Below are 24747 nucleotides of genomic sequence, written 5' to 3' on the forward strand. Positions count from 1 at the left end.
TTGCTACCTTTTTGAAGGAAAAAGATTACGTTATTTAAATTTATTTTTATGAGAAAAGTTATACTCCCCGTTTTTATTGTTAGTTTTCTTTTGATAGGCTTTGCTCCTTATCCCTCAACATCTCCTGATCCTCAGAAGATCGATCAATTAATGCAGAAGCTTAAGTATTATGGTCTTTTGGCGAATGAACGTACTGTAATTCATACCGATAAGGATTATTATGAGAAAGGGGAAACTATTTGGTTTCGGGTTTATTTGACAAACGGTCTTAATAATGTGTTGAAGCCTTATAGTGGTGTCGTTTATGTAGAGGTTTTGGATGAAAAAGGTGATGTGGTAGAGAAGAGGAAATTGAGTGTGTCCGATTATGGTGCCTTTGGTGATTTGTCCATAAAGAATAATTGGGATTCTGGAAAATATTATATCAGGGCTTTTACAAAATTGATGTTGAACAATGATGAGCCTAGGGCACACGTGAAGTCTATTCTGGTTGAAAATTCTGGACAATCAAGCTTAAGAAACGAGATTGAAAGAGGTGTGAATGTTTCTCCGGATATTCAAATTGCACAAGAAGGAGGTTCTTATGTCGATGGTGTTATGGCTACCCTTGGTGTTAAGGCTGTTAATGGGCAGGGGGAAATGATTGGTCGTGTTGGGGAGATTGTTGATGATAGGAATAATGTTGTGACCAGTTTCGAATTTGTTTCGCCTGGGTATGGAAAGGCATATTTTACGCCACAGGCTGATCGTAAGTATAGGCTTAAAATTGACTCGGGTAGTAAGGTTTTTGAAAAAGAATTACCCGATGTGGAGAAGAAAGGGTATTCTCTGAATTTAAAAGAAAGACCAGATTATATAGTTGTAAGTATGGCCAATACAAATGAAGACGGTTTAAATGGTTGTGTTCTTTTGGCTCATTCTGGAGAAACGCCTCTGGCAGTTTATAACTTGGATGCCAAAGAAAAAGAGGTTTCTAAATTTATAAGAATCAATAAGGCTGAGCTTGGCGATGGTGTGGTCTCTTTTTCTCTTTTTGATCAAGCGGGTAATGCAAAATGTCAAAGATCATTGAGGTTGGGTGATGATGTAGCGTCTTTCGTTGGGTTGCAGGCTGATAAAGATGTGTATAAAAAAGGAGAGACCATTGTGTTGAAAATCAAGAATGGGAAAAATATAATGGGCGATGTTTCGATGTCTGTGGTGTCTAAGGAAAGAACCATTGGTGTTGATGGGCAAAAAGATTTTCTATTAGAAGGTGATGCTTTTGTGGGTTCTGCAATGCCTTTGGGGTTAAAGGATGAGAATTCCGTTAGAAGAAAAGAAATGCTGGATGCAATGATGATTTTGGACAGTGTTCATGTGGTGAATTGGGAAAAAATAAATCATTTTGAATTAGATGAAGTTGTTCATAAACCAGAATTGGGTATTATGGTTTCTGGTACTGTCGATCCTGAAAATAAAGGTAAGGCATCGGAAACAAGTGTTTTGATGACCGTTGGCGGAGGGCGGCCTTTTCAAGAAGCGACAAAAACAAACGATAAGGGTGGTTTTGAATTCGGTCCTTATGAATTCTACGACTCTTTGGATGTTTTGGTTCATGTGAAGAAAACTGGGGCAAGACAACTTTCTGAAGATGTTGATATTGATGTTTTTGACAAATGGCCCAAATTTGAGCAATCAGGGGCTGTAACTAATAAGAGAAATGTCAATGCTGTTTCTTCTTTAGGTGGCAAACAACTTTCTAAAAATGAGCTTTCTGGTCTAAGTGGAGAAGTAACCCTTTTGGACGAGGTAGTTGTACAATCGGAATTTGCGTCCGATATGGAAGTATTGAACAAAGAATTGGATAAGTTGACGCCGTATTATTCTTACAGCAAGCGCATAGTGGCCGATTCTTCAAAATTCAGGTCTGGGGCTATAAGTGCGATGGATTTGTTGGTGCAGACTCCGGGAGTGGTTGTCAATGGTGCTTATCCAAACCAAAGAGTATTGATTAGAGGTGTAGGTAGTATTAATGAGTCGATTGGTCCTCTTTTTCTTGTAAATGGAGCTCCTACTTCTGATGAAGTTGTAAAACAGATGATGGCCGATGAGGTTATGTTCGTGGACGTTATCAAGGGAGCTGGTGCTGCGGCTTTCGGGGCTAGAGGAGGTAACGGTGTGGTTGCTTTTTATACAAAAAGAGGAAATATGTCCAAGGTTGGTTCCAATGGTCCTGTAAATTGGGTCAACGCTACTATTCCGGGTTTTTCTAGAGCTCGTTCGTTTGAAGATTATGTGAAATCAAGCTTAAGTGAAGAGGGTGATAGCAATAGGTCGTTGTTGTATTGGAATCCTGCTATCGCTCTTGATGAGGATTCTATAGTTAGGGTGGATACCGAACAAGCTGTCGGAACTTACTCGGTGGTGTTAAAAGGTTTAGATAAAAATGGCGACCCGATACATGTTGAAAAAACCATTGAGATTATTGAATGATTGTCTTTGGAAATTAGGAGATTAATCTTAAAAAAGATATATTTGCATCACTGAAAGGATAGAAAGTATTCATGAGGGGACAATTTGTCCCCTCTTTTATTACTTCGTTTTTATGCTAAAGGATAAGGTTAGAGAGCTTCTGGAAATAGGATTGGCCGAGGATAAGACTCTTTTTTTAATAGATTTTACTGTTTCTACAGATAATAAGATCAAGGTGATCATAGATGGTGACAATGGTGTTACCGTAAGTGATTGTATTAAGATTAGTAGGGCCATTGAGCATAATTTAGATAGGGAAGAGCAAGATTTTTCCCTTGAGGTGGCCTCTGCTGGTGCTACGGAGCCTTTGGTGCTACCAAGACAATACAAAAAAAATATTGGTAGAAAATTGGCGGTTGAAACCGCAGACAAGTCTTATGAAGGTGGGCTGGTTGAAGTAAATGAAGACTGGATAGCATTGGAGTGGAAAGCACGAGAACCCAAGCCTGTTGGCAAAGGAAAGGTGACGGTGCAGAAAAGAAAGGAAATTAATTTTTCTGATATAAAAAAAGCAAAAGTTGTATTAAAATTTTAATAGTAGGTATAGATGGAAAATATTGCGTTAATAGAATCTTTCTCGGAATTTAAAGATGATAAATTCATTGACCGAGTAACGCTTATGGCAATTTTGGAGGATGTTTTCAGAAATGCTTTGAAAAAGAAGTTCGGGTCCGACGATAATTTTGATATTATTATCAACCCGGACAAAGGCGATTTGGAGATTTGGCGTAATCGAGTGGTGGTGGAAGATGGAGAGGTCGAAGAGCCCAACGAAGAAATTTCTTTGTCAGAGGCCCGTAAAATAGAACCGGATTTTGAAGTAGGTGAAGATGTTTCCGAAGAGGTTAAGCTGGTAGATTTGGGTAGAAGGGCAATTTTGGCACTTCGTCAAAACTTGATTTCGAAAATACACGAACACGACAATACCACTATTTACAAGCAATTTAAAGACTTGGAAGGAGAGATTTATACTGCTGAAGTACATCATATTCGTCATAAGGCGGTTATTTTGTTGGATGATGAGGGCAATGAGATCATACTTCCAAAAGATAGACAGATACCATCCGATTTCTTTAGAAAGGGTGATAATGTCAGGGGTATTATAGAAAGTGTGGAGTTGAAAGGTGCAAAACCAACGATTATCATGTCAAGAAGTTCCCCTAAGTTTTTAGAGCAGTTGTTCTTCCAGGAAATTCCAGAGGTTTTCGATGGTTTGATCACTATCAAAAAAGCAGTGAGAATACCTGGGGAAAAAGCGAAGGTTGCCGTTGATTCCTATGATGATAGAATTGATCCGGTAGGTGCTTGTGTTGGTATGAAAGGGTCTCGTATTCATGGTATCGTAAGAGAGTTGGGCAATGAGAATATAGATGTTATTAACTGGACCTCGAATCCTCAATTGTTAGTGACCAGGGCTTTAAGTCCGGCGAGAGTTTCTTCCGTAAAGTTGAACGATGAGAAAATGACCGCCCAGGTATATCTGAAACCAGAAGAGGTTTCGAAAGCTATTGGTCGTGGAGGACATAATATTCGTCTTGCTGGTCAATTAACTGGTTATGAGATAGATGTGTTCCGTGAGGGGGTAGAGGAAGATGTGGAGTTGACTGAATTTTCCGATGAAATAGACGGATGGATCATCGAAGAATTTAAGAAGATAGGTATGGATACGGCCAGAAGTGTATTGGAGCAAGATGTAAACGATCTAGTGAAACGTACAGATTTGGAAGAAGAAACAATTTTAGAAGTTGTACGTATCCTAAAAGAAGAATTAGAAGATTAGCTATATATTAGCACTTAAATAATAGAACGGGAATCAGTATTTATGGCAGATAATGCAAAAATAAGACTTAATAAAGTTCTTCGTGAGCTTAATATTTCCTTGGATAGGGCGGTAGACTACCTTAATAGTAAGGGGCATAATGTGGAGGCAAGGCCGACCACAAAAATTTCTGATGAGGTTTATCAGGTTTTGCTAGATGAGTTTCAGACAGATAAGAGTAAGAAAGTTGCGTCTAAGGAAGTCGGTGAGGAAAAACGTAAGGAGAAGGAAGCCATAAGGGTTCAACTGGAGCGAGAGCAAGAGGAGCGTCGTATTGCGCGTGAGAAAAGAAATGCTGCAATAGAGGAAACCAAGTTTGTGGGTAAGGTTGAATTGGCGGGGCCGAAAACTGTCGGTAAAATAGACCTGAACCCTAAGAAAAAAGCAGATCCTGCTCCCAAAAAAGAGGTAGTAGAGGAGAAGAAGCCAGAGGTAGTAGAGGAGAAAAAAGAAGTGGTTGAGCCACCTAAGGTTGATGTGCCGGTCAAGGAAGAGAAGAAGCCTGTAGAAAAGGAACCTGTTAAGGCGAAAGAAGAGGAGAAACCTGTCAAAGAAGAAAAACCCGTTGAAGTAAAAGAGGAAAAACCTGAAGAGCCGGCGACCATAGAGACCAAGTATAAAAAGTTGACTGGTCCTAAAATTACCGGAGATAAGATAGATCTTTCTAAATTTCAGAAACCTAAGAAAAAGAAAGAGGATAAAAAACCTGCAGAGAGTACAGATCGTAAAAAGCGTAGAAAACGTATCGTTAGCAAGAATACCTCTGGTCATGGTCAAAATTCTAGAGGGGGTAATTCATCTGACCGTAAAGGAAACAGGCGTTTTGCCGCTCCTAAGGTAGAGCCTACCGAAGAAGATGTTCAAAAGCAGGTAAGGGAAACCTTAGAGAAATTACAAGGTAAATCCAAAAAAGGAAAAGGTGCCAAGTATAGAAGAGACAAAAGGGATCAACACCGTCAGCAAACCGAGAAGGATCTAGAGCAACAACAGCTAGAGAGTAAAATACTTAAGGTTACAGAGTTTGTTACTGCCAGTGAGGTGGCAACGATGATGGAGGTTTCCACTACAGAGATTATATCTGCCTGTATGTCTTTGGGTATAATGGTGACCATGAACCAAAGGTTGGATGCCGAGACATTATCTATAGTTGCTGATGAATTTGGATATGAGGTAGAGTTTGTTACCGCAGATATTGAAGAAAGTATAGTTGAGCAAGAAGATGCTCCTGAAGATTTAGAGCCAAGAGCACCGATCGTTACCGTAATGGGGCATGTTGATCATGGTAAAACTTCGTTGCTGGATTATATCAGGCAAGAAAATGTAATTGCTGGTGAAAGCGGTGGTATTACCCAGCATATTGGGGCTTATGCCGTTACTTTGGATAATGGTCAGAAAATATCGTTTTTAGATACTCCGGGTCACGAGGCATTTACCGCCATGCGTGCAAGGGGGGCCCAGGTTACTGATATTGCGATAATCGTAATTGCTGCGGATGATGATATTATGCCTCAGACCAAAGAGGCGATTAGTCATGCCCAGGCAGCTGGAGTACCGATAGTTTTTGCGATAAACAAGATAGATAGGCCAACTGCAAACCCTGATAAGATCAAAGAGGGGCTGGCCCAGATGAATTTGCTTGTAGAAGATTGGGGAGGTAAGATACAGTCTCATGATATTTCTGCAAAGACAGGTGAAGGGGTGAAAGAGTTGTTGGAAAAAGTACTTTTAGAAGCGGAATTGCTTGAGCTGAAAGCGAATCCAAATAAATTGGCCACGGGTACTGTTGTAGAGGCATTCTTGGATAAAGGAAAAGGATATGTTTCCACAATTCTTGTTCAGGCCGGTACATTGTCGATCGGTGATTATGTGCTTGCAGGTACCACTAGTGGTAAGGTAAAGGCGATGCATGATGAGAGAGGCAATAATGTTGATAAGGTGGGGCCTTCTCAGCCGATATCCATTTTAGGGTTGGATGGTGCTCCGCAAGCCGGTGATAAGTTTCATGTTTTAGAGGATGAGAGAGAGGCGAAGCAAATTGCGGCAAGAAGAGCTCAACTGCAACGAGAGCAGTCTGTAAGAACGCAACGTCATATTACCTTGGATGAAATAGGTAGGCGTATAGCATTAGGAGAGTTCAAAGAACTGAATATTGTATTGAAAGGTGATGTGGATGGATCTGTAGAGGCGTTGACCGATTCTTTCCAGAAACTTTCAACCGATGAAATACAAGTGAATATTATCTATAAGGCTGTAGGGCCTATTACAGAGTCGGATGTATTGCTTGCTTCAGCGTCTGATGCGGTTATAATCGGATTTAATGTCAGGCCAATGGGTAATGCCAAGGCTATGGCGGAGAATGAGGAGATAGATATTAGAATGTATTCTATCATCTATGATGCCATCAATGATCTTAAGGATGCAATGGAAGGTATGCTTTCTCCAGAAATGAAAGAGGAGATTACCGGTACTGCTGAGATTAGGGAAACGTTCAAGATTTCTAAAATAGGAACGATTGCCGGTTGTATGGTAACCAGTGGTAAAATTTATAGGAACTCCAATATTCGTTTAATTAGGGATGGTGTGGTTATATATACCGGTGAGTTAGCTTCTTTGAAGAGGTTTAAGGATGATGTGAAAGAGGTGTCAAAAGGATACGATTGTGGTCTTCAGATTAAGAACTATAATGATATTCATGTGAATGACATTGTAGAGGCCTTCCAGGAGGTAGCTGTTAAGAAGAAACTTAAATAAACAGTTAAACGTTATAAGAAAAAAAAATCGACCTGATCAGGTCGATTTTTTTGGTTTTAAAAGCATTGCGTTCGGATACTTCTTTCGAACTTCGTTAAATTTCCGTTCGGCCTCTAGTTTAGATTTAAAACGCCCGACCCGTATTCTGTATGTGGGGGAGTCAAAATCTATTCTGGAAGGAAGTTCCGGAAAATCTATTTCTACATTGTTTTTTATTTCACGAGCTTTTCTGTCGTCGCTAACAAAGCCTACTTGTATTCTATAATATTCGGTTTTGTTCAAGGCTTTTTTGTACAGGTCCAGTAGTTGAGTTATTTGCTGGTCTTGTGAAATAGTGATTTTTCCTTCTTGAGCAACTAACGAATTGGTGCTATATATAATAAATAGGGTATAAATTATTTTTTTCATTTGAAAATAATAAGGTGAATATTCATGTTCTGCAAATGTAATTTTTTAAGGTATAAACGATTACAGATTTAACTTATTTAGAACAGATATAAATTATAAGTTATAAATACATTAACGTTTTTTCAAATAAAGTCTATGTCGTATTTTTGGCATCGATTTAAGGCATTGTTGTTGTTTTCTGTTTGTTTACAGGCCAAAATCATGCCAAGATTCCGATTGAAATATTCTATTATATGAAAAAGGTTCTATACCGCAATCAGTTTTCTAAAGTCTTTGTTTTTAGTTTAGTTTTAATGCTACTCTTCTCAGTTTCGCTTATGGCTCAAGATGCTGTTGCGGAATCTGGTGATGGTGCTGCTTCGGGAGGTGATGCCGCGGCAGGTAAAGCGTTGTTTAATCAGAATTGTGCTGCGTGTCACTCGTTGGATCGTAAGATGACCGGTCCTGCCTTGGCAAATGTTGAAAGTCGTTTGGCTGAAGACGAGGGTCTTGATAGGGAGTGGTTGTATGCATGGATTAAAAACAGTCCTGGTGTAATCAAGTCGGGTGATGCTTATGCTAATAAAATATATGCAGAGTATAACCAAGCGGCAATGACTCCGTTTCCGACCTTGACGAATGCTGACATCGATAATATCTTGGCGTACACCGCTGCACCGCCTCCGGCACCTGCAGCTGCTGCGGCAACCGATGCTTCGGCAGGCGATGCTTCTTCGGGAGGTTCTTCGGGTATATCCAATGAGGTTATCTTAGGTGCGTTGGTTTTGATCTTTGCCTTGTTGGTGGTGATGTTGTTCTTGGTGAACAGTACACTTCGTCGCATTGCAGAGGCTAACGGTATATCTATCGAGAAAGAGAATGCCGAGAAAAGAGTTCCTGTTTGGAAGGCTTTTGCCCAAAATCAGTTCTTGGTTTTGGTGACGGTTATTTTCTTGTTGCTCGGAAGTGCATATTTTGCCTATGGTTGGATGATGCAGGTGGGTGTTGATCAAGGGTATGCTCCAATACAGCCTATACATTATTCGCATAAAATTCATGCGGGTGATAATAAAATTGAATGTAAATACTGTCACTCTTCTGCAAGGGTATCCAAAACTTCGGGTATTCCATCATTGAATGTGTGTATGAACTGTCATAAATCTATTTATGAGTATAAAGGTAATCCAGAAGGTCCTTCTAAAGAAGATTTGGCCAATGGGTACACCAACGAGTTTTACACGAACGAAATAAAGAAATTATATAAAGCAGTTGGTTGGGACGAGGAAAACCAGAAGTATACTGGCGAGACTCAGCCTGTAGAGTGGGTAAGGGTTCATAATCTTCCTGACTTTGCTTACTTTAATCACTCTCAACATGTTTCTGTTGCAGGTGTCGAATGTCAGACTTGTCATGGGCCTGTAGAGGAGATGGAAGTTATGTATCAGTATTCTCCTTTAACAATGGGGTGGTGTGTAAATTGTCACCGTGAGACCAATGTTAAGGTAGAGGGTAACGAGTATTATGAAAAAATCCATGCAGAGCTTTCCAAAAAATATGGTGTGGAGAATTTGACGGCCGCTCAAATGGGTGGACTGGAATGTGGAAAGTGTCACTATTAATAATAATAAGAAGCTAATTACAGATAATACGTATGGCATCAAACAAGAAATATTGGAAAAGCGAGGCGGAGTTAAATCCTAACGATTCCATTGTTGAGGCGCTAAAACAAAACGAATTTGTAGAGGAGATTCCCGTGGATGATTTTTTGGGTGACAAGGAAACCTTGTCCTCGACAAATACCAATAGAAGGGATTTTCTTAAATATGTTGGTTTTAGTACGGCGGCGGCTTCTTTGGCGGCCTGTGAAGGACCTGTTGTAAAGTCTATTCCTTATGTGGTTCAGCCAGAAAACATTGTACCTGGTGTGGCTAATTACTATGCTACATCTATAGCAAATGGCTTTGACTTTGCCAGTATTCTTATAAAAACCCGTGAGGGTCGTCCTATCAAGGTTGAGAATAATAACTTGGCCAAGGTTGGGGGTAGTGCAAATGCAAGGGTTCAGGCTTCTGTGTTGTCTTTGTACGACAGTACAAGGTTGCAAGGGCCGATGGCAAATGGTGAGCCTGTTGAGTGGGATGCCCTTAATGCTGCGGTGAAGGCTAAAATGGGAAGTTTGGCCGGTTCTTCAAAAAAGATTGTTTTGTTGACCCAGACGTATGCGAGTCCTTCTACCAATAGATTGATTTCTGAGCTTAAGGAAGCCAACGAAAATGTTGAGCATGTTGTTTACGATGCTATTTCTGAAGATGCTGCTTTAACAGCTTTTGAGAAAATGTATGGTGAGCGTGCCTTGGCGGATTATGATTTTGAAAAAGCCGATTTGATCGTTTCTTTCGGTGCTGATTTCTTGTCAGATTGGCAAGGTGGTGGTTATGACAGTGGTTATGCGAAAGGAAGGGTGCCTAAGAACGGTAAAATGTCTAGGCATGTTCAGTTGGAGGCCAATATGTCTTTGACCGGAGCTAATGCCGATAAAAGATTTCCGTTGACGCCCAGTGCCCAAAAAGTTGTGTTGGCAAAATTATACGGAAAATTGAACGGTACCTCTGTAGGGGGTAACACTTCTGAGTATGATGCTATCGTGGATAAGGTAGCCGCTGAAATCAAAAAAGCCGGTTCAAATGCCGTTGTGGTTACCGGAATTGATGATGTGGATGCTCAAATGGTGGTTTTGGCTATTAATAAAATGTTGGGAAGTAAGGCATTTGATGTTGCTTCTCCTCGATATATTAGACAAGGGAATGTTAAGGCGTTAAAGGCGTTGATCTCGGATATGAATTCTGGAAGGGTCGGTGCTTTGATAATGGATGGTGTTAATCCTTTGTATTCATTACCTAATGCTTCCGATTTTAAAGAAGGGCTTGGTAAAGTTGATTTGTCGGTTGCTTTTACGACCAATTGGAACGAAACTGCGGAAGCGGTGCAGTATGTAGCTGCGGCTAATCATTATTTAGAGTCTTGGGGTGATGTAGAGTTTAAGAAAGGGCATTATAGTTTAATGCAGCCTACGATAAAAGAATTGTTTGATACCAAACAGTTTCAAGATGCAGTTCTTGACTGGATGGGTAGTGAGAGTTCTTACTATGATTATGTTAGAGAGACTTGGGCCAGTGGTATCTTGAACGGTGCAAGTTGGAACCAAGCGTTGCAGGATGGTGTGTTCGTTGTAAATAATTCTGGTGAAGAAGAAATTGCTGGTGTTAAGGTCGATGAAGGTGAATCTGGTGAAGATACGGTAAGTGTATCGATAGCTTCGGCTGTTCGTAACCTTGCCAATGTTACTGCTGGTGGAATGGAACTTACCCTGTATTCTAAAGTTGGAATGGGTGACGGGCAACAAGCTAGCAACCCATGGTTACAAGAGTTTCCTGATCCTATTACAAGGGTTTCTTGGGATAATTATGTCACCGTTTCTAGAGCTGATGCAGAGGCATTGGGTGTTAAGAACGTGAACGTTGCAAATGGTGGTATGGATGGTAATTATGTCAATGTTACCGTTGATGGAGTTACTATAGAAAAAGTGCCGGTTGTTGTTCAGCCAGGTCAGGCAAAAGGTTCTATTGGGCTTTCTTTTGGTTATGGAAAGAAGGTGGGGATGAAAGAAGCCATGCAAACAGGTGTTAACGCATTTGTTTTATATAAGGATTTTAACGCCAATCAGACCGTTAGTATAGAAAAGGCCGCCGGTAACCATGAGTTCGCCTGTGTGCAGTTGCACAAGACGTTAATGGGTAGAGGCGATATTATCAAAGAAACAACATTAGAGATATTCAATACCAAAGATCATGCGGAATGGAACCATGTTCCTCAGGTTTCGCTGAACCATCAGGAAGTTCCTGTAACTTCTGTGGACCTTTGGGATAGTTTTGATCGCTCTATAGGTCATCACTTTAATCTCTCTATCGATTTAAACGCCTGTACTGGTTGTGGGGCATGTGTTATAGCGTGTCATGCGGAAAATAACGTTCCTGTAGTAGGTAAGGCGGAAGTTAGAAAATCTAGGGATATGCACTGGTTGCGTATCGATAGGTATTACTCTTCGGAAGATACTTTTGAAGGGGATAATATCAAAAAAGATGAGTTTGACGGCCTTTGGGGTGAAAAAGGTTCTTTGGGAGGTTTTGGAGAAATGGAACATCCCGCCGATAATCCTCAAGTAGCTTTTCAACCTGTAATGTGCCAGCACTGTAACCATGCTCCATGTGAGACTGTTTGTCCGGTTGCGGCAACATCCCATGGTAGGCAAGGGCAAAACCAAATGGCTTACAACAGATGTGTGGGTACAAGATATTGTGCTAACAACTGTCCTTATAAAGTAAGAAGATTTAACTGGTTCTTATATAACAACAACGATGAGTTTGATTTCCATATGAACAATGATTTGGGCAAAATGGTATTAAACCCAGACGTTAATGTCCGATCAAGAGGTGTGATAGAAAAATGTTCTATGTGTATTCAGAAGACGCAAAAAACAATTCTTGACGCTAAGAGAGATGGAAGGGTTATCGAAGATGGAGAGTTCCAGACAGCTTGTTCTTCTGCATGTAGTTCAGGTGCCATGGTTTTTGGTGATGTGAACGATGAGAAGAGTAAAGTTTCAGAATTAAAAGAAAGTGACCGTATGTACCACTTGTTGGAGCATATAGGTACTCAACCAAATGTATTCTACCATGTAAAGGTTAGGAATACCAACGAAGCATAACAATACAAGAAAGTAATTATAACAGAAGTCTATGGCGTCGCATTACGAAGCACCTATACGAAAACCCCTAGTTGTTGGAGACAAAGGTTACCACGATGTAACAGTTGATATTGCCGCTCCTGTGGAAGGAAGGGCCAATAAGCATTGGTGGATTGTTTTCTCTATTGCCCTAGTGGCATTTCTTTGGGGATTAGGTTGTATAATTTATACGGTTTCTACCGGTATCGGAACATGGGGATTGAACAAGTCTGTTAACTGGGCTTGGGATATTACCAACTTTGTATGGTGGGTTGGTATTGGACACGCAGGAACACTTATTTCTGCCGTTCTATTACTATTCCGTCAAAAATGGAGAATGGCTATCAACCGTTCCGCAGAAGCAATGACAATCTTCTCGGTTGTGCAAGCGGGATTGTTCCCTATCATACACATGGGGAGACCTTGGTTGGCCTATTGGGTATTGCCTATACCTAACCAATTTGGTTCTTTGTGGGTAAACTTTAACTCACCGCTACTTTGGGATGTATTCGCGATATCTACTTATTTATCGGTATCATTGGTTTTCTGGTGGACAGGATTGTTGCCTGATTTTGCCATGATTCGTGATAGGGCGGTTCTTCCTTTTCAAAAGAAAATTTATAGTCTATTAAGCTTCGGATGGAGTGGTCGTGCCAAAGATTGGCAACGATTTGAAGAGGTGTCATTGGTATTGGCCGGTTTGGCAACACCATTGGTACTTTCAGTACACACGATCGTATCTTTTGACTTTGCCACATCGGTAATACCAGGATGGCATACAACAATATTTCCACCTTATTTTGTGGCAGGGGCGATTTTCTCTGGGTTTGCCATGGTGAACACGCTGTTGATCATAATGAGGAAGGTATGTAACTTGGAAGCTTATATCACAGTTCAGCATATAGAGTTGATGAACATCGTAATTATGCTTACAGGTTCTATCGTGGGCTGTGCGTATATTACAGAGTTGTTTATGGCATGGTACTCTGGTGTAGAGTACGAACAATATGCTTTCTTGAACAGGGCAACAGGGCCTTATTGGTGGGCTTACTGGTCAATGATGACCTGTAATGTGTTCTCTCCACAGTTTATGTGGTTCAAGAAATTACGTACCAGTATTATGTTCTCTTTCTTTATTTCTATTGTAGTGAACATAGGTATGTGGTTTGAGCGTTTTGTGATCATAGTTACATCGTTGCACAGAGATTATTTGCCATCTTCATGGACAATGTTCTCGCCAACATTTGTTGATATAGGAATATTTATAGGTACCATAGGGTTCTTCTTTGTTCTCTTCTTGTTGTACTCAAGAACATTCCCAGTAATTGCTCAGGCAGAGGTTAAGTCTATATTGAAATCCTCTGGTGAGCGTTATAAAAAACTTAGGGATGCCGGTCAGCCTTTATATCAGATTTCATCTGAAAGACCGGTGGTTAAAGAAGAGGTTTCCGATAACGCTGTTGTAGAGGAAGTGAAACCGATTAAGGATGGTGCCGGTGTAGACGAGCTGTTAAGTTCTATTGGTACTTTTGATGCGGCAAAGGAAAGCCCCGACGACTTAAAACAAGTTAAGGGTATAGGTCCGCAAATGGAGGCTACCTTAAATGAAATAGGTATTTACACTTTTGCCCAAGTAGCTAGAATGACGAAAAAGGAATATGATTTATTGGACTCAATTACAGGTTCTTTTCCTGGAAGGGCACAACGAGATGATTGGGCTGGTCAAGCAAAAGTATTAAACAACAAAAAGTAGATTATGGCATCTAAAGTTATACAAGCGTTTTATAATGATGATGACGTGCTGATGCATGCCGTAAAGAAGGTAAAGGCAGCCAAACATCATATTGAAGAGGTTTATTGTCCCTTTCCGGTTCACGGTTTGGATAAGGCTATGGGCTTGGCCCCTACAAGAATTGCGATTACGTCTTTCTTGTATGGTTGTGTGGGCTTAACGGTCGCAGTGGTTATGATGAACTATATCATGATCGAGGATTGGCCTCAGGATATCGGTGGTAAACCAAGTTTTAGTTACTTGGAGAATATGCCGGCCTTTGTTCCTATTATGTTTGAGCTTACCGTGTTTTTTGCAGCTCACTTAATGGTGATTACCTTTTACCTTAGAAGTAGGTTGTGGCCTTTTAAAAAAGCTGAAAATCCGGATGTAAGAACAACCGATGATCACTTTTTAATGGAGATAGAGATCCATGACAACGAGCAAGAATTGAAGGATTTATTGGCCGATACTGGAGCTGTGGAGATTAATATATCAGAAAAAAACAGTCATTAAATATGAACAGTTTTATTAAAATAGGAGTTGTAATATGTTTATTGGTGGTGGTGAGTGCTTGTCATGATAAAAACAAGCCCAATTACCAATATATGCCAAACATGTATGAGCCTGTAGGCTATGAGGCTTATGGCGAGGTAGATTTTTTACCCGCAGGTCAAGAGGCTATGGCGCCACCCGCGAATACAGTTAATAGAGGTTGGTTGCCTTACGAGTTCGAAAATACTCCAGAAGGTAAAGAATTAGCTAGGTTGAATACGAGTCCGTTAGATTCTATGGCACGTGATGAAAACTTGGCCAAAGGTGCAGAGTTGTACAATATTTATTGTGCTATTTGTCATGGTTCAAAAGGAGATGGCCAAGGTACTTTGGTAAAACGGGAGAAAATATTAGGTGTACCTAGTTATGCTGACCCTGCTCGTGATATTACTGTTGGAACTGCTTATCATACTCAAATATATGGATTGAATTCTATGGGGTCTTACGCATCTCAGATGAACAATACAGAGATGTGGCAAGTGGCCGAATATGTAATGAAGCTCAAAGAAGATTTAACCAAATAATTTAGGTAGACAATACTATGTATACGTTTTCAAATAGACTTAAGATAGGTTCCATTATTCTAATGGCAGTTGGGCTGTTGGGTATAATAGGTGGTTTTGTCATGGCGCCCGGAACTGTAGAGGAAGCAAAAGCTATGGTAGCTAGTCATGATGGTGGTCACGGTGAATCTGCAGATGCACATGCTGCAGTAGTGGAGCATGGCGATGGACACGACGCAGCCCATGATGAGCATTTATTACATCAATTACAAAATAAACCTTGGGCGGCACTTTATGTGGCGGCATTCTTTTTTATGATGATAGCTTTGGGCGTACTTGCTTTTTATGCTATACAACGAGCGGCACAGGCTGGCTGGTCTCCCTTGTTGTTTAGGGTGATGGAAGGTATTACGGCCTATTTGGTTCCAGGGGGGATAATAGTATTTGTTATCCTGCTTCTTTCGGTACTGCATATGAACCATCTTTTTGTATGGATGGATTCTGATGTAGTGGCCCATGATGCGCTGTTGCAGGGTAAATCAGGATATTTAAATCCAACATTTTTCTTAATACGCGCAGCGGTTTTCTTAGGAGGATGGATAGCGTATCGTGAGTATTCTAGAAAGTTGTCATTACAACAAGATGAATCTTCTGATAACTCTAAGTTTGTGTTGAACTTTAGAATATCTGCGGCCTTCTTGGTGTTTTACCTTATATCTGAATCTATTATGTCTTGGGACTGGATTATGAGTGTTGATCCACATTGGTTCAGTACCTTGTTCGGATGGTATATTTTTGCCAGTATGTTCGTATCTGGTATAACCGTTATTGCAATGGTGACCATTTATTTGAAATCAAAAGGCTTGTTGCCAGATGTAAATGATAGTCATATACATGATTTGGCCAAGTTTATGTTCGGTATCAGTATTTTTTGGACGTACCTATGGTTCTCGCAGTTCATGTTAATATGGTATTCTAATATACCTGAAGAGGTAACTTATTATGTGACCAGGATCGAGGATTATAAACTTCCGTTCTTTGGTATGATAGCCATGAATTTCGTGTTCCCGCTATTATTATTGATGAATAGTGATTTTAAACGGGTAAATTGGTTCGTCGTGTTGGCCGGTATCGTTATTTTGGCGGGTCATTATTTAGATATATTTAATGCCATTATGCCTGCAACGGTAGGTGACCAATGGTATATAGGATTGTCAGAGATAAGTTCTGTATTGTTTTTTGCAGGTTTCTTTATTTTCTGGGTCTTTAGGGCTCTTGCTACGGCACCATTACAGCCTAAGAGAAATCCTTTTATTGAGGAAAGTAAGCACTTCCATTATTAGTGAGTTTTAAAGTATAATATCAAATCATACAATGACTACATTATTGACTTTAGCTGTTTTAGTTCTCGTGGCAATTGCTATTTGGCAAATGACCAAAATATTTGAATTGTCACAGCTTAAAACAGATGTTTCTGAAATAGCAACCGATAAGGATAACAAGTATAACGGTTATCTGTTGTTCGCATTTCTGATCTTTATTTATGGTATAACTATATTTAGTTTTTATAACTATGGTAAGGCCTTATTGCCAGAAGCTGCTTCTGAGCACGGTGGTCAGTATGATAAATTGATGTTGGTTTCAATGGCCATCATCTTTTTTGTACAGACGATTACGCAAGCTCTTTTACATTATTTTGGTTTTAAATATAGAGGTGAAAAAGGAAAAAGGGCATTGTTCTATGCAGACAATGATCGATTGGAGTTTATTTGGACCATTATACCTGTAATTGTTTTGGCAGGTCTTATTTTATGGGGACTTTATTCGTGGACCAATATTATGGATGTTAATGATGAGGACGATCCTTTGGTTGTTGAGCTTTATGCACAACAGTTTAATTGGACCGCTAGATATGCCGGTGCCGATAATACCTTGGGAAATGCCAATGTTAGAATGATAGATATTGACAAAGCCAATGTTTTAGGTTTGGATGAATCCGATACTTACGCACACGATGATGTTATCGTAAAGGAACTTCACTTGCCTGTTGGTAGAAAGGTCAATTTTAAGATGCGAAGCCAAGATGTTTTGCATTCTGCCTATATGCCTCATTTTAGGGCTCAAATGAATTGTGTTCCAGGTATGATAACGGAGTTTTCTTTTACTCCAATCTATACCACAGAAGAAATGAGGCAAAATCCGGATGTTGCCGAAAAAGTAAAGCGTACCAATAAACTTAGAGCGGAAAAAGCTGCCGAAAGTGGAGAAACAATTGATCCATGGGAGTTTGATTATGTTTTGTTGTGTAACAAAATTTGTGGTAAGTCTCATTACAATATGCAGATGAAGATCATTGTAGAGACCGAAGAAGAGTTTAATGAATGGATGGCTAGCCAACAGACATTCAAGAATACGGTGATGGCAAGCGCTCAGTAATAAGCAGAAAAAGAAATTAAAAAAAACGAAATTCGATTATGTCATTAGCAACAGCACATGCACAGGTAGATGATCACTCACATGATGATCATGGACATCATCATAAAGAAACCTTTGTAACAAAATATATCTTTAGCCAAGACCATAAAATGATTTCAAAGCAGTACTTGATTACTGGTTTGATCATGGGGGTTATTGGTATTGCCATGTCATTATTGTTTAGAATGCAATTGGCTTGGCCAGGTGAATCAAATGCCATTTTTGGGGCTTTGTTGGGTAAATGGGCTCCTGATGGGGTTATGGATGCCGATGTGTATCTTGCATTGGTTACCATACACGGTACTTTGATGGTGTTTTTTGTACTTACCCAAGGATTGAGTGGTACTTTCAGTAACCTGTTAATTCCATTACAGATCGGTGCTAGGGATATGGCCTCTGGTTTTATGAACATGGTTTCTTACTGGATGTTCTTTGTGTCTAGTGTTATAATGATTATCTCTTTGTTCGTAGAAGCAGGTCCGGCAGCAGCCGGATGGACGGTCTATCCACCATTAAGTGCCTTACCGATGGCGCAGCCAGGTTCAGGAATGGGGATGACATTATGGTTGGTTTCAATGGCAATATTTATTGCTTCATCGCTTTTAGGTTCGTTGAACTATATCACTACCGTAATAAACTTAAGAACTAAAGGGATGTCTATGACTAGACTTCCATTGACTATTTGGGCGTTTTTTGTAACAGCCATTATCGGTGTTGTTTCTTTCCCTGTTTTATTATCTGCAGCATTGTTGTTGATAATGGATAGAAGTTTTGGTACATCGTTCTTTTTGTCAGATATATTTATTCAAGGTGAGGTATTACACTATCAAGGTGGTTCACCGGTACTATATGAGCATTTGTTCTGGTTCTTGGGTCACCCTGAGGTTTATATTGTAATTCTACCGGCTATGGGTATCGTATCCGAAGTCATGGCGGTAAATGCTAGAAAACCAATTTTTGGTTACAGGGCAATGATCGCTTCTATATTGGCGATTGCATTTTTATCTACGATAGTTTGGGGTCACCATATGTTCGTATCCGGTATGAATCCATTTTTAGGGTCTGTGTTTACATTTACAACCTTGTTGATCGCAATACCATCGGCGGTAAAAGCTTTTAACTGGATTACCACATTATGGAAGGGTAACCTGCAAATGAACCCGGGTATGTTGTTCTCTATTGGTATGGTATCTACCTTTATAACAGGTGGTCTTACGGGAATTATACTTGGAGACAGTACTTTGGATATTAACGTTCATGATACGTATTTTGTAGTAGCTCACTTCCATTTGGTAATGGGTATCTCGGCACTCTACGGAATGTTCGCTGGAATTTACCACTGGTTCCCTAAAATGTTCCATGGTAGAATGATGAACAAAAACTTAGGGTATGTACACTTTTGGATTACAGCTATAGGTTCTTATGGAATTTTCTTCCCAATGCATTTTGTGGGTATGGCCGGTGTTCCAAGAAGGTATTACGAGAACACGGCATTTCCAATGTTCGATGAGCTTACCGATGTTCAGGTGTTAATGACGGTGTTTGCTATTATCACTGCCGGCGCACAATTGTTCTTTGCCTTTAATTTTATAAGAAGTATTTTTTACGGAAAAAAAGGAGGACAAAACCCTTGGAAGGCAACCACATTGGAATGGACAACCCCAGAAGAGCATATTCACGGAAACTGGCCTGGTGCTATTCCTGAAGTACACAGATGGGCGTATGATTACAGTAAAGTTGATGAAAACAATGAGTATATTATTCCAGAGCAGGATTATATACAACAGCATACTCCTCTGTTTGACGGAGAAGAGGAACTTCAACACTAGTTCAGAATAATATTTGTAAAAAATGCCCAACTTACATAGTTGGGCATTTTTTTTGCTGTTATGTTTAAAATCACGTTGTTCTAATTTGTAATATCTTTGATTTATTGTTTAGAACACTACACTTTAATGAAATGAGAATGAAAAATATATTGATTCTGGGTCTTACATTGTTTATTGGATTACAAAGTTTTGCCCAAAGAAAACCTAAAATAAAAGGAAATAAGAATGTTGTAGAGGTTAAGGAAGAACTGCCACCCTTTTATGCTATTGATCTTGCGGATGATTTAGAAGTGGTGTTGGAAAAGGCCAACAAAGAGGGCTATGCTTTAGAAATAGACGATAATTTGATAGATGTATTGAAGTTTAAAGTAGAGGACAATACATTAAAAATATCTTCATTTTATAATATTACCTCTAAGAAAAAGTTGAATATAACCGTTTATTATACCGAACTGGCGGCCTTGTCTATGAGCAATGGGGAAATTAGTATGAAAGATGTTATATCTGGAGAACAGTTGGATGTGCATACCTCTGGCCCCTCACGATTAGAACTTAATGCCACTGCCGATGTTATTAATATAAATATGGATGGTATTAGTTCTGGAGATTTCAATGTAGCCAGTGATTCATTGGTTATGACCTTAAAAGATCGTATAGATGTAAAGGTGTACACGACTGTGGCAAATAGCTCTGTGTATATGTATAAGAACGCTTCGGCCAAAATGGAAGGGGCTACTGACTTTTTGATGGCAAAATTGTATGGTAATACCAACCTTAAGGCAGAAATGCTCGAGGCCAAGTCCACAATGCTTATTATGGAGGATTCTCCTCAGGCCAAGGTAAATGTATTAGAAGACTTTCAGTTATCGTCAAGGGGTTCTGCAAAAACTAGTCTGTACGGTAATCCAAAGATTAATATCATAGACTTTTTAGATACATCACAATTGGATAAGGAAAAGAACTAAGAGGCTATCGGGGCGGTCATACAATGTTCGGGTATGTCGAAACCATTTACCAATACATTCACATGTGGCCTAAGTTCTGTGCATAGTCTTTCTACACGCTGCCTGATTGCTTTCGATTTTGTGCTGCCTATATACCCCTGTTCAAGGTACCATGAGGCATCTTTTCTTATTTCTGATAGCGCATATAGGTTTCCTAACTTTTGAAATAGTAATTTGGTTTTATCGTCGGCAATGTTCTCTATAAAATCCATATAAGTGGAATAGGCGAGTTGTATGCTATATGCTTTGCCCAGTGCAAGTAAATGCGTCTGTACTTTTAAGAAAGCTTGGTAAGACGGTATCCCTTTTTTGATGTAATCCCTAATTCTCATGGCCAGTGTATACGTAAGGCGACGTGTTCTGTATTCAAAGGCATGTTTGTGAAATTTAGGATCGTAAAGATGTTCTGGGTCAATTTTATTCGAATATAAAGGGTTTACGGTGGCTAGCTTGTCGCTTAGTTGCTGGCTGAGGATTTTCAACACTGAAGAAAAGCCGGCGCTATTGAATTCTGATTTAAAATCCGACAAAACTCCCTTTGCCGCCAATTGAAGCAATACGTTATTGTCTCCTTCAAAAGTGGTAAATATATCTACGTCGCCCTTAAGGTCGGCAATACGGTTTTCTAGCAAATAACCTTTTCCTCCGCATGCTTCACGACATTCTTGAATAGTGTCATTTGCGTACCAAGTTATTATAGATTTTAAACCTGCCACTTGTGTTTCTACCTTGCGTTTGTCCGGTTGGGTTTCATCACAATAAACCGACATCATTTTTTCTAAGGTGGCATGGTAAACATAAGCACTCGCTATTAAGGGGATAAGGCGTAGTTGATGAGTCGGGTAATCCATCAACAGATCTTCCTGTATTTTTACGCTGTCATTGAACTGTCTTCTTTTCAAGGCGTGTTTTATGGCAATGGTCAAAGCCATTTTAGCACCGCCAAGTCCTGCCCTTGCCACACAGATACGACCACCTACCAATGTGCCCAACATTGTAAAAAAGCGTTTATTGGGGTTTTTAATTTCTGAAGCGTATGTGCCGTCGTCCATAATGGAGCCATACTTGTTCAATAGGTTGGTACGGGGAACTTTAACTTGGTTGAACCATATTTTTCCGTTATCTACGCCATTCAGTCCTAATTTGTATCCGTTGTCCTCAATTTTAATTCCTTCTAGTACTTCGTGGTCTTCATTTCTTAGGGGAACTAAAATTGCATGTACCCCCTCGTTTTTTCCGTTTACTATGAGTTGGGCAAAAACGGTTGCAATTTTAGAATGTAGGGCATTGCCTATATATTCTTTGTTATCGTTCTTTCCCGGGGTATGAATGGTTATGGTGTCGGTTTTTTTATCGTAAGTGGCCGTAGTTTTTATTCCTCTGACATTAGATCCATGTCCGGTTTCGGTCATGGCAAAACATCCCAATAGATTGGCTTGTCCTGCTTCAATTAGATACTTGTCATGATGTGGTTTCGTGCCTAATTTTTGAATACTACCGCCGAAGAGACCAAATTGAACGCCGAATTTTATGGCAAGGCTTCCGTCGACAAACATCAAGTTTTCGAAAATTGATGCATAGCCCCTCATATTGTCCGTGCCCCCATAAGCCTTTGGGTATGCCATGGCCCCATAACCATGTTCGGCTAAAAAAACAACCTGTCGCAAAACATTTTGTCTGTAATTCTCTTTGTCTCTATAAATGTCCCATTTGAAAATAGGGTCTTTTAATAGTTCTTGAAAATTATGTAGAACCTCGGAGTGTTCCCCTTTTAGAAGTGTCGATATTTCCTCTGAACTATATAGGTCCGACGATGGGCTGTGGTCTACTTCTACCTCGAACAGGTGGTTGTAGTGATTGGGCTGTATACCAAGGTTGATTTCAATGTGCTTTAAATGGTTGTTAAAGTCGCAATTGCCATAATAATGGGTAGCTACGTTTTGACTAAAAGTGGATAAAGGGTATGTTTCGCTTTCCACTAATTTTGCATGTGAGTTGTATATGGTTTGCTTCCATTTCTTAAACTCGTTATTTGTGGGTGGACGGTCTGCGATCAACCAAGATTTTAATAATTGTTTTTCTTGATCGTTTAAACTAGGGTCTAGTTGAATGGCCTTTTCTACAACGTTCACTTCAGAGGCGGAAACTAGATCATCTGACCAGATGACATAAAAAAAAGGAATGTATTGTAGAATTCCGACGGTATATGTATACTTTTTCATTATTTGAAATTACGAATTTATATCAGAAGAATTATGGGATAAACCGTGTGGAGAGTGAAAATAAATTACGTGTGTTTACCTATCTTTGTTAGTATATGAATGAGTATCTAGATCCATCCACAGAAGGTTTTTCCGATGCTGAGCTTGATATTGAGAAAGCGCTGAGGCCTGTTAGCTTTGACGATTTCACAGGTCAAGAGCAGGTTTTGGAAAATTTAAAGGTGTTTGTTGAAGCGGCCAACCAAAGAGGGGAGGCATTGGACCACACACTATTTCATGGCCCTCCAGGTCTTGGAAAAACTACCTTGGCAAATATTTTGGCCAATGAATTAGGGGTGGGTATCAAAATTACCTCAGGACCCGTGTTGGATAAGCCGGGAGATTTGGCGGGACTTTTGACCAATTTGGACGAACGGGATGTTTTGTTCATCGATGAGATCCATAGGCTTAGTCCGATAGTGGAAGAATACCTTTATTCGGCCATGGAGGATTATAAGATCGATATAATGATAGAGACCGGTCCGAATGCCAGAACGGTTCAGATCAACCTTAATCCGTTTACCCTGATCGGGGCTACAACGAGGTCAGGTCTATTGACCGCCCCTATGCGAGCGCGATTCGGAATACAGAGCCGATTGCAATATTATGATACAGAATTGCTTTCTACCATTGTGCAGCGTAGTGCCGATATTTTAAAAGTGCCTATTACCAATGAGGCCTCTATAGAAATTGCCGGTAGAAGTAGGGGAACCCCGAGAATTTGTAATGCGTTGTTAAGAAGGGTCCGTGATTTTGCTCAGATAAAAGGGAACGGGTCTATAGATATAGAAATTTCAAAATTTGCCCTTAAGGCGTTGAACGTGGATGCACATGGCCTTGATGAGATGGACAATAAAATACTTTCTACGATAATAGATAAGTTTAAAGGCGGTCCGGTAGGTATAACAACGTTGGCTACGGCCGTTTCGGAAAGCGCCGAGACTATAGAGGAGGTTTACGAACCGTTTTTGATCCAGCAAGGTTTTATTATGCGTACTCCTAGGGGGCGAGAAGTAACAGAGTTGGCCTATAAACATTTAGGCAGGGTAAAAGGAGGAATACAACCGGGATTGTTTTGAGTATTTCCAAAAAGATAAAATGGACGAACCTTGTTAAAACCGAAGCAAAACGCCTCGGTTTTTTATCATGTGGCATATCCAAGGCGGAGTTTTTGGAAGAAGAAGCTCCAAGGCTGGAGAAATGGCTCAAAAAAGAAATGCATGGAGAAATGGGGTATATGGAAAACCATTTCGATAAACGTTTGGATCCGCGTTTGTTGGTGGATGGCGCCAAGTCCGTTATTTCGTTGTTATTAAACTACTACCCAGAAAAAGAACAGGTTGGGGAAAGTTATAAAATCTCTAAATATGCTTACGGCCAAGATTACCATCATGTCATAAAGGCCAAATTACGGCAGCTGCAAGAGTTTATCTCAAACGAAATCGGAGAGGTCAATGGTCGCGCCTTTGTAGATTCCGCTCCTGTTTTGGATAAGGCGTGGGCTGCAAAAAGTGGATTGGGCTGGATCGGTAAAAACAGCAATTTGTTGACGCAACAAGTAGGGTCTTTCTACTTCATTGCAGAACTAATAGTGGATTTGGAATTTGAATACGATCATACGGTTACCGATCACTGCGGTACTTGTACTGCTTGTATAGATGCTTGCCCAACACAGGCCATTGTGGAACCTTACGTAGTGGATGGCAGTAAGTGTATTTCGTATTTTACCATAGAGTTAAAGAATGAGATCCCGGATGAATTTCAAGGTAAATTCGATGATTGGATGTTCGGTTGCGACGTATGTCAAGATGTGTGTCCGTGGAACAGATTTTCGAAGCCACATCAAGAACCTTTGTTACAACCCGTTCCAGAGCTGCTCTCGATGACAAAAAGTGATTGGGAAGAAATTACCGAGGAGGTCTTTAGAAAAGTGTTCAAAAAATCCGCTGTAAAAAGAACCAAATTTTCTGGTCTTACCCGTAATATAGAATTCTTAAAAAAATGATTGGGGAGTCGCCCCGTGTGTCATAACAATATCTATGTTGCCTTTGGTTCGATATTTTTGTTGGAACACGTAATTTCTTTGGATAAAACT

Annotated in this window: 17 protein-coding genes; 15 read left to right on the forward strand and 2 right to left on the reverse strand. The window is 40.0% G+C overall.

The features are described from left to right. The first annotated feature begins 48 nt into the window (after window positions 1-48). From J8L85_RS06010 to infB, 4 genes are all read left to right on the forward strand, one after another. Complete coding sequence (locus J8L85_RS06010) at window positions 49-2475, forward strand: TonB-dependent receptor plug domain-containing protein (protein WP_211015519.1); 2427 nt, start codon at window positions 49-51, stop codon at window positions 2473-2475. Between the two features lie 112 nt (window positions 2476-2587). Continuing rightward, the gene (rimP, locus tag J8L85_RS06015; RefSeq protein WP_211015522.1) at window positions 2588-3049 is read left to right on the forward strand and encodes a ribosome assembly cofactor RimP; all 462 of its coding nucleotides are present in this window, start codon (window positions 2588-2590) and stop codon (window positions 3047-3049) included. Window positions 3050-3061: 12 nt separating this feature from the next. Then, on the forward strand, window positions 3062-4294 hold the full coding sequence (nusA, locus tag J8L85_RS06020; protein WP_211015524.1) for a transcription termination factor NusA: 1233 nt from the start codon (window positions 3062-3064) through the stop codon (window positions 4292-4294). 42 nt (window positions 4295-4336) lie between these two features. After that, complete coding sequence (gene infB, locus J8L85_RS06025; RefSeq protein ID WP_211015525.1) at window positions 4337-7084, forward strand: translation initiation factor IF-2; 2748 nt, start codon at window positions 4337-4339, stop codon at window positions 7082-7084. A gap of 36 nt (window positions 7085-7120) precedes the next feature. Here the strand turns inward: infB and J8L85_RS06030 are convergent, their stop codons facing one another. Next, window positions 7121-7492 carry an SPOR domain-containing protein gene (locus tag J8L85_RS06030; protein WP_211015527.1) on the reverse strand — a complete coding sequence of 124 codons (372 nt, stop codon included), beginning with the start codon at window positions 7490-7492 and terminating at the stop codon, window positions 7121-7123. Window positions 7493-7725: 233 nt separating this feature from the next. Between J8L85_RS06030 and J8L85_RS06035 the strand changes: the two genes are divergently transcribed. From J8L85_RS06035 to J8L85_RS06075, 9 genes are all read left to right on the forward strand, one after another. Next, on the forward strand, window positions 7726-9090 hold the full coding sequence (locus J8L85_RS06035; protein WP_211015529.1) for a c-type cytochrome: 1365 nt from the start codon (window positions 7726-7728) through the stop codon (window positions 9088-9090). Between the two features lie 32 nt (window positions 9091-9122). Then, window positions 9123-12236 carry a TAT-variant-translocated molybdopterin oxidoreductase gene (locus J8L85_RS06040; RefSeq protein WP_211015531.1) on the forward strand — a complete coding sequence of 1038 codons (3114 nt, stop codon included), beginning with the start codon at window positions 9123-9125 and terminating at the stop codon, window positions 12234-12236. Between the two features lie 31 nt (window positions 12237-12267). Continuing rightward, window positions 12268-14007 (forward strand): NrfD/PsrC family molybdoenzyme membrane anchor subunit, encoded by a 1740-nt coding sequence (nrfD, locus tag J8L85_RS06045; protein WP_211015534.1) that lies wholly within the window; start codon window positions 12268-12270, stop codon window positions 14005-14007. A 3-nt stretch (window positions 14008-14010) separates the two neighbouring features. Beyond that, entirely contained in the window at window positions 14011-14541 is a 531-nt protein-coding gene (locus J8L85_RS06050) for a DUF3341 domain-containing protein (RefSeq protein ID WP_211015536.1), read from the forward strand. A gap of 2 nt (window positions 14542-14543) precedes the next feature. Beyond that, window positions 14544-15104 carry a cytochrome c gene (locus J8L85_RS06055; RefSeq protein WP_211015538.1) on the forward strand — a complete coding sequence of 187 codons (561 nt, stop codon included), beginning with the start codon at window positions 14544-14546 and terminating at the stop codon, window positions 15102-15104. A 17-nt stretch (window positions 15105-15121) separates the two neighbouring features. After that, entirely contained in the window at window positions 15122-16426 is a 1305-nt protein-coding gene (locus tag J8L85_RS06060) for a quinol:cytochrome C oxidoreductase (RefSeq protein ID WP_211015540.1), read from the forward strand. Window positions 16427-16457: 31 nt separating this feature from the next. Then, window positions 16458-17519: a cytochrome c oxidase subunit II gene (locus J8L85_RS06065; protein ID WP_211015542.1), complete on the forward strand. Its 1062-nt coding sequence runs from the start codon at window positions 16458-16460 to the stop codon at window positions 17517-17519. A 38-nt stretch (window positions 17520-17557) separates the two neighbouring features. After that, on the forward strand, window positions 17558-19387 hold the full coding sequence (locus J8L85_RS06070) for a cbb3-type cytochrome c oxidase subunit I (RefSeq protein ID WP_211015544.1): 1830 nt from the start codon (window positions 17558-17560) through the stop codon (window positions 19385-19387). Between the two features lie 137 nt (window positions 19388-19524). Further along, window positions 19525-20352, forward strand: coding sequence for a DUF2807 domain-containing protein (locus J8L85_RS06075; protein ID WP_247656563.1), 828 nt, complete (start codon window positions 19525-19527; stop codon window positions 20350-20352). On the opposite strand, the gene J8L85_RS06080 is transcribed toward J8L85_RS06075, so the two are convergent. Continuing rightward, window positions 20349-22613, reverse strand: a complete 2265-nt coding sequence (locus J8L85_RS06080) for an acyl-CoA dehydrogenase (protein ID WP_211015548.1) — start codon at window positions 22611-22613, stop codon at window positions 20349-20351. The two genes, J8L85_RS06075 and J8L85_RS06080, sit on opposite strands and share 4 nt — an antisense overlap. Window positions 22614-22708: 95 nt before the next feature. Between J8L85_RS06080 and ruvB the strand changes: the two genes are divergently transcribed. Together ruvB and queG are read left to right on the forward strand one after the other, a co-directional pair. Further along, the gene (gene ruvB / locus J8L85_RS06085) at window positions 22709-23731 is read left to right on the forward strand and encodes a Holliday junction branch migration DNA helicase RuvB (protein ID WP_211015550.1); all 1023 of its coding nucleotides are present in this window, start codon (window positions 22709-22711) and stop codon (window positions 23729-23731) included. Between the two features lie 2 nt (window positions 23732-23733). Further along, window positions 23734-24657, forward strand: a complete 924-nt coding sequence (queG, locus tag J8L85_RS06090) for a tRNA epoxyqueuosine(34) reductase QueG (protein WP_211016319.1) — start codon at window positions 23734-23736, stop codon at window positions 24655-24657. Window positions 24658-24747: the final 90 nt, after the last annotated feature.

The organism is Maribacter sp. MMG018 (assembly GCF_018100785.1).
Lineage (GTDB): Bacteria > Bacteroidota > Bacteroidia > Flavobacteriales > Flavobacteriaceae > Maribacter.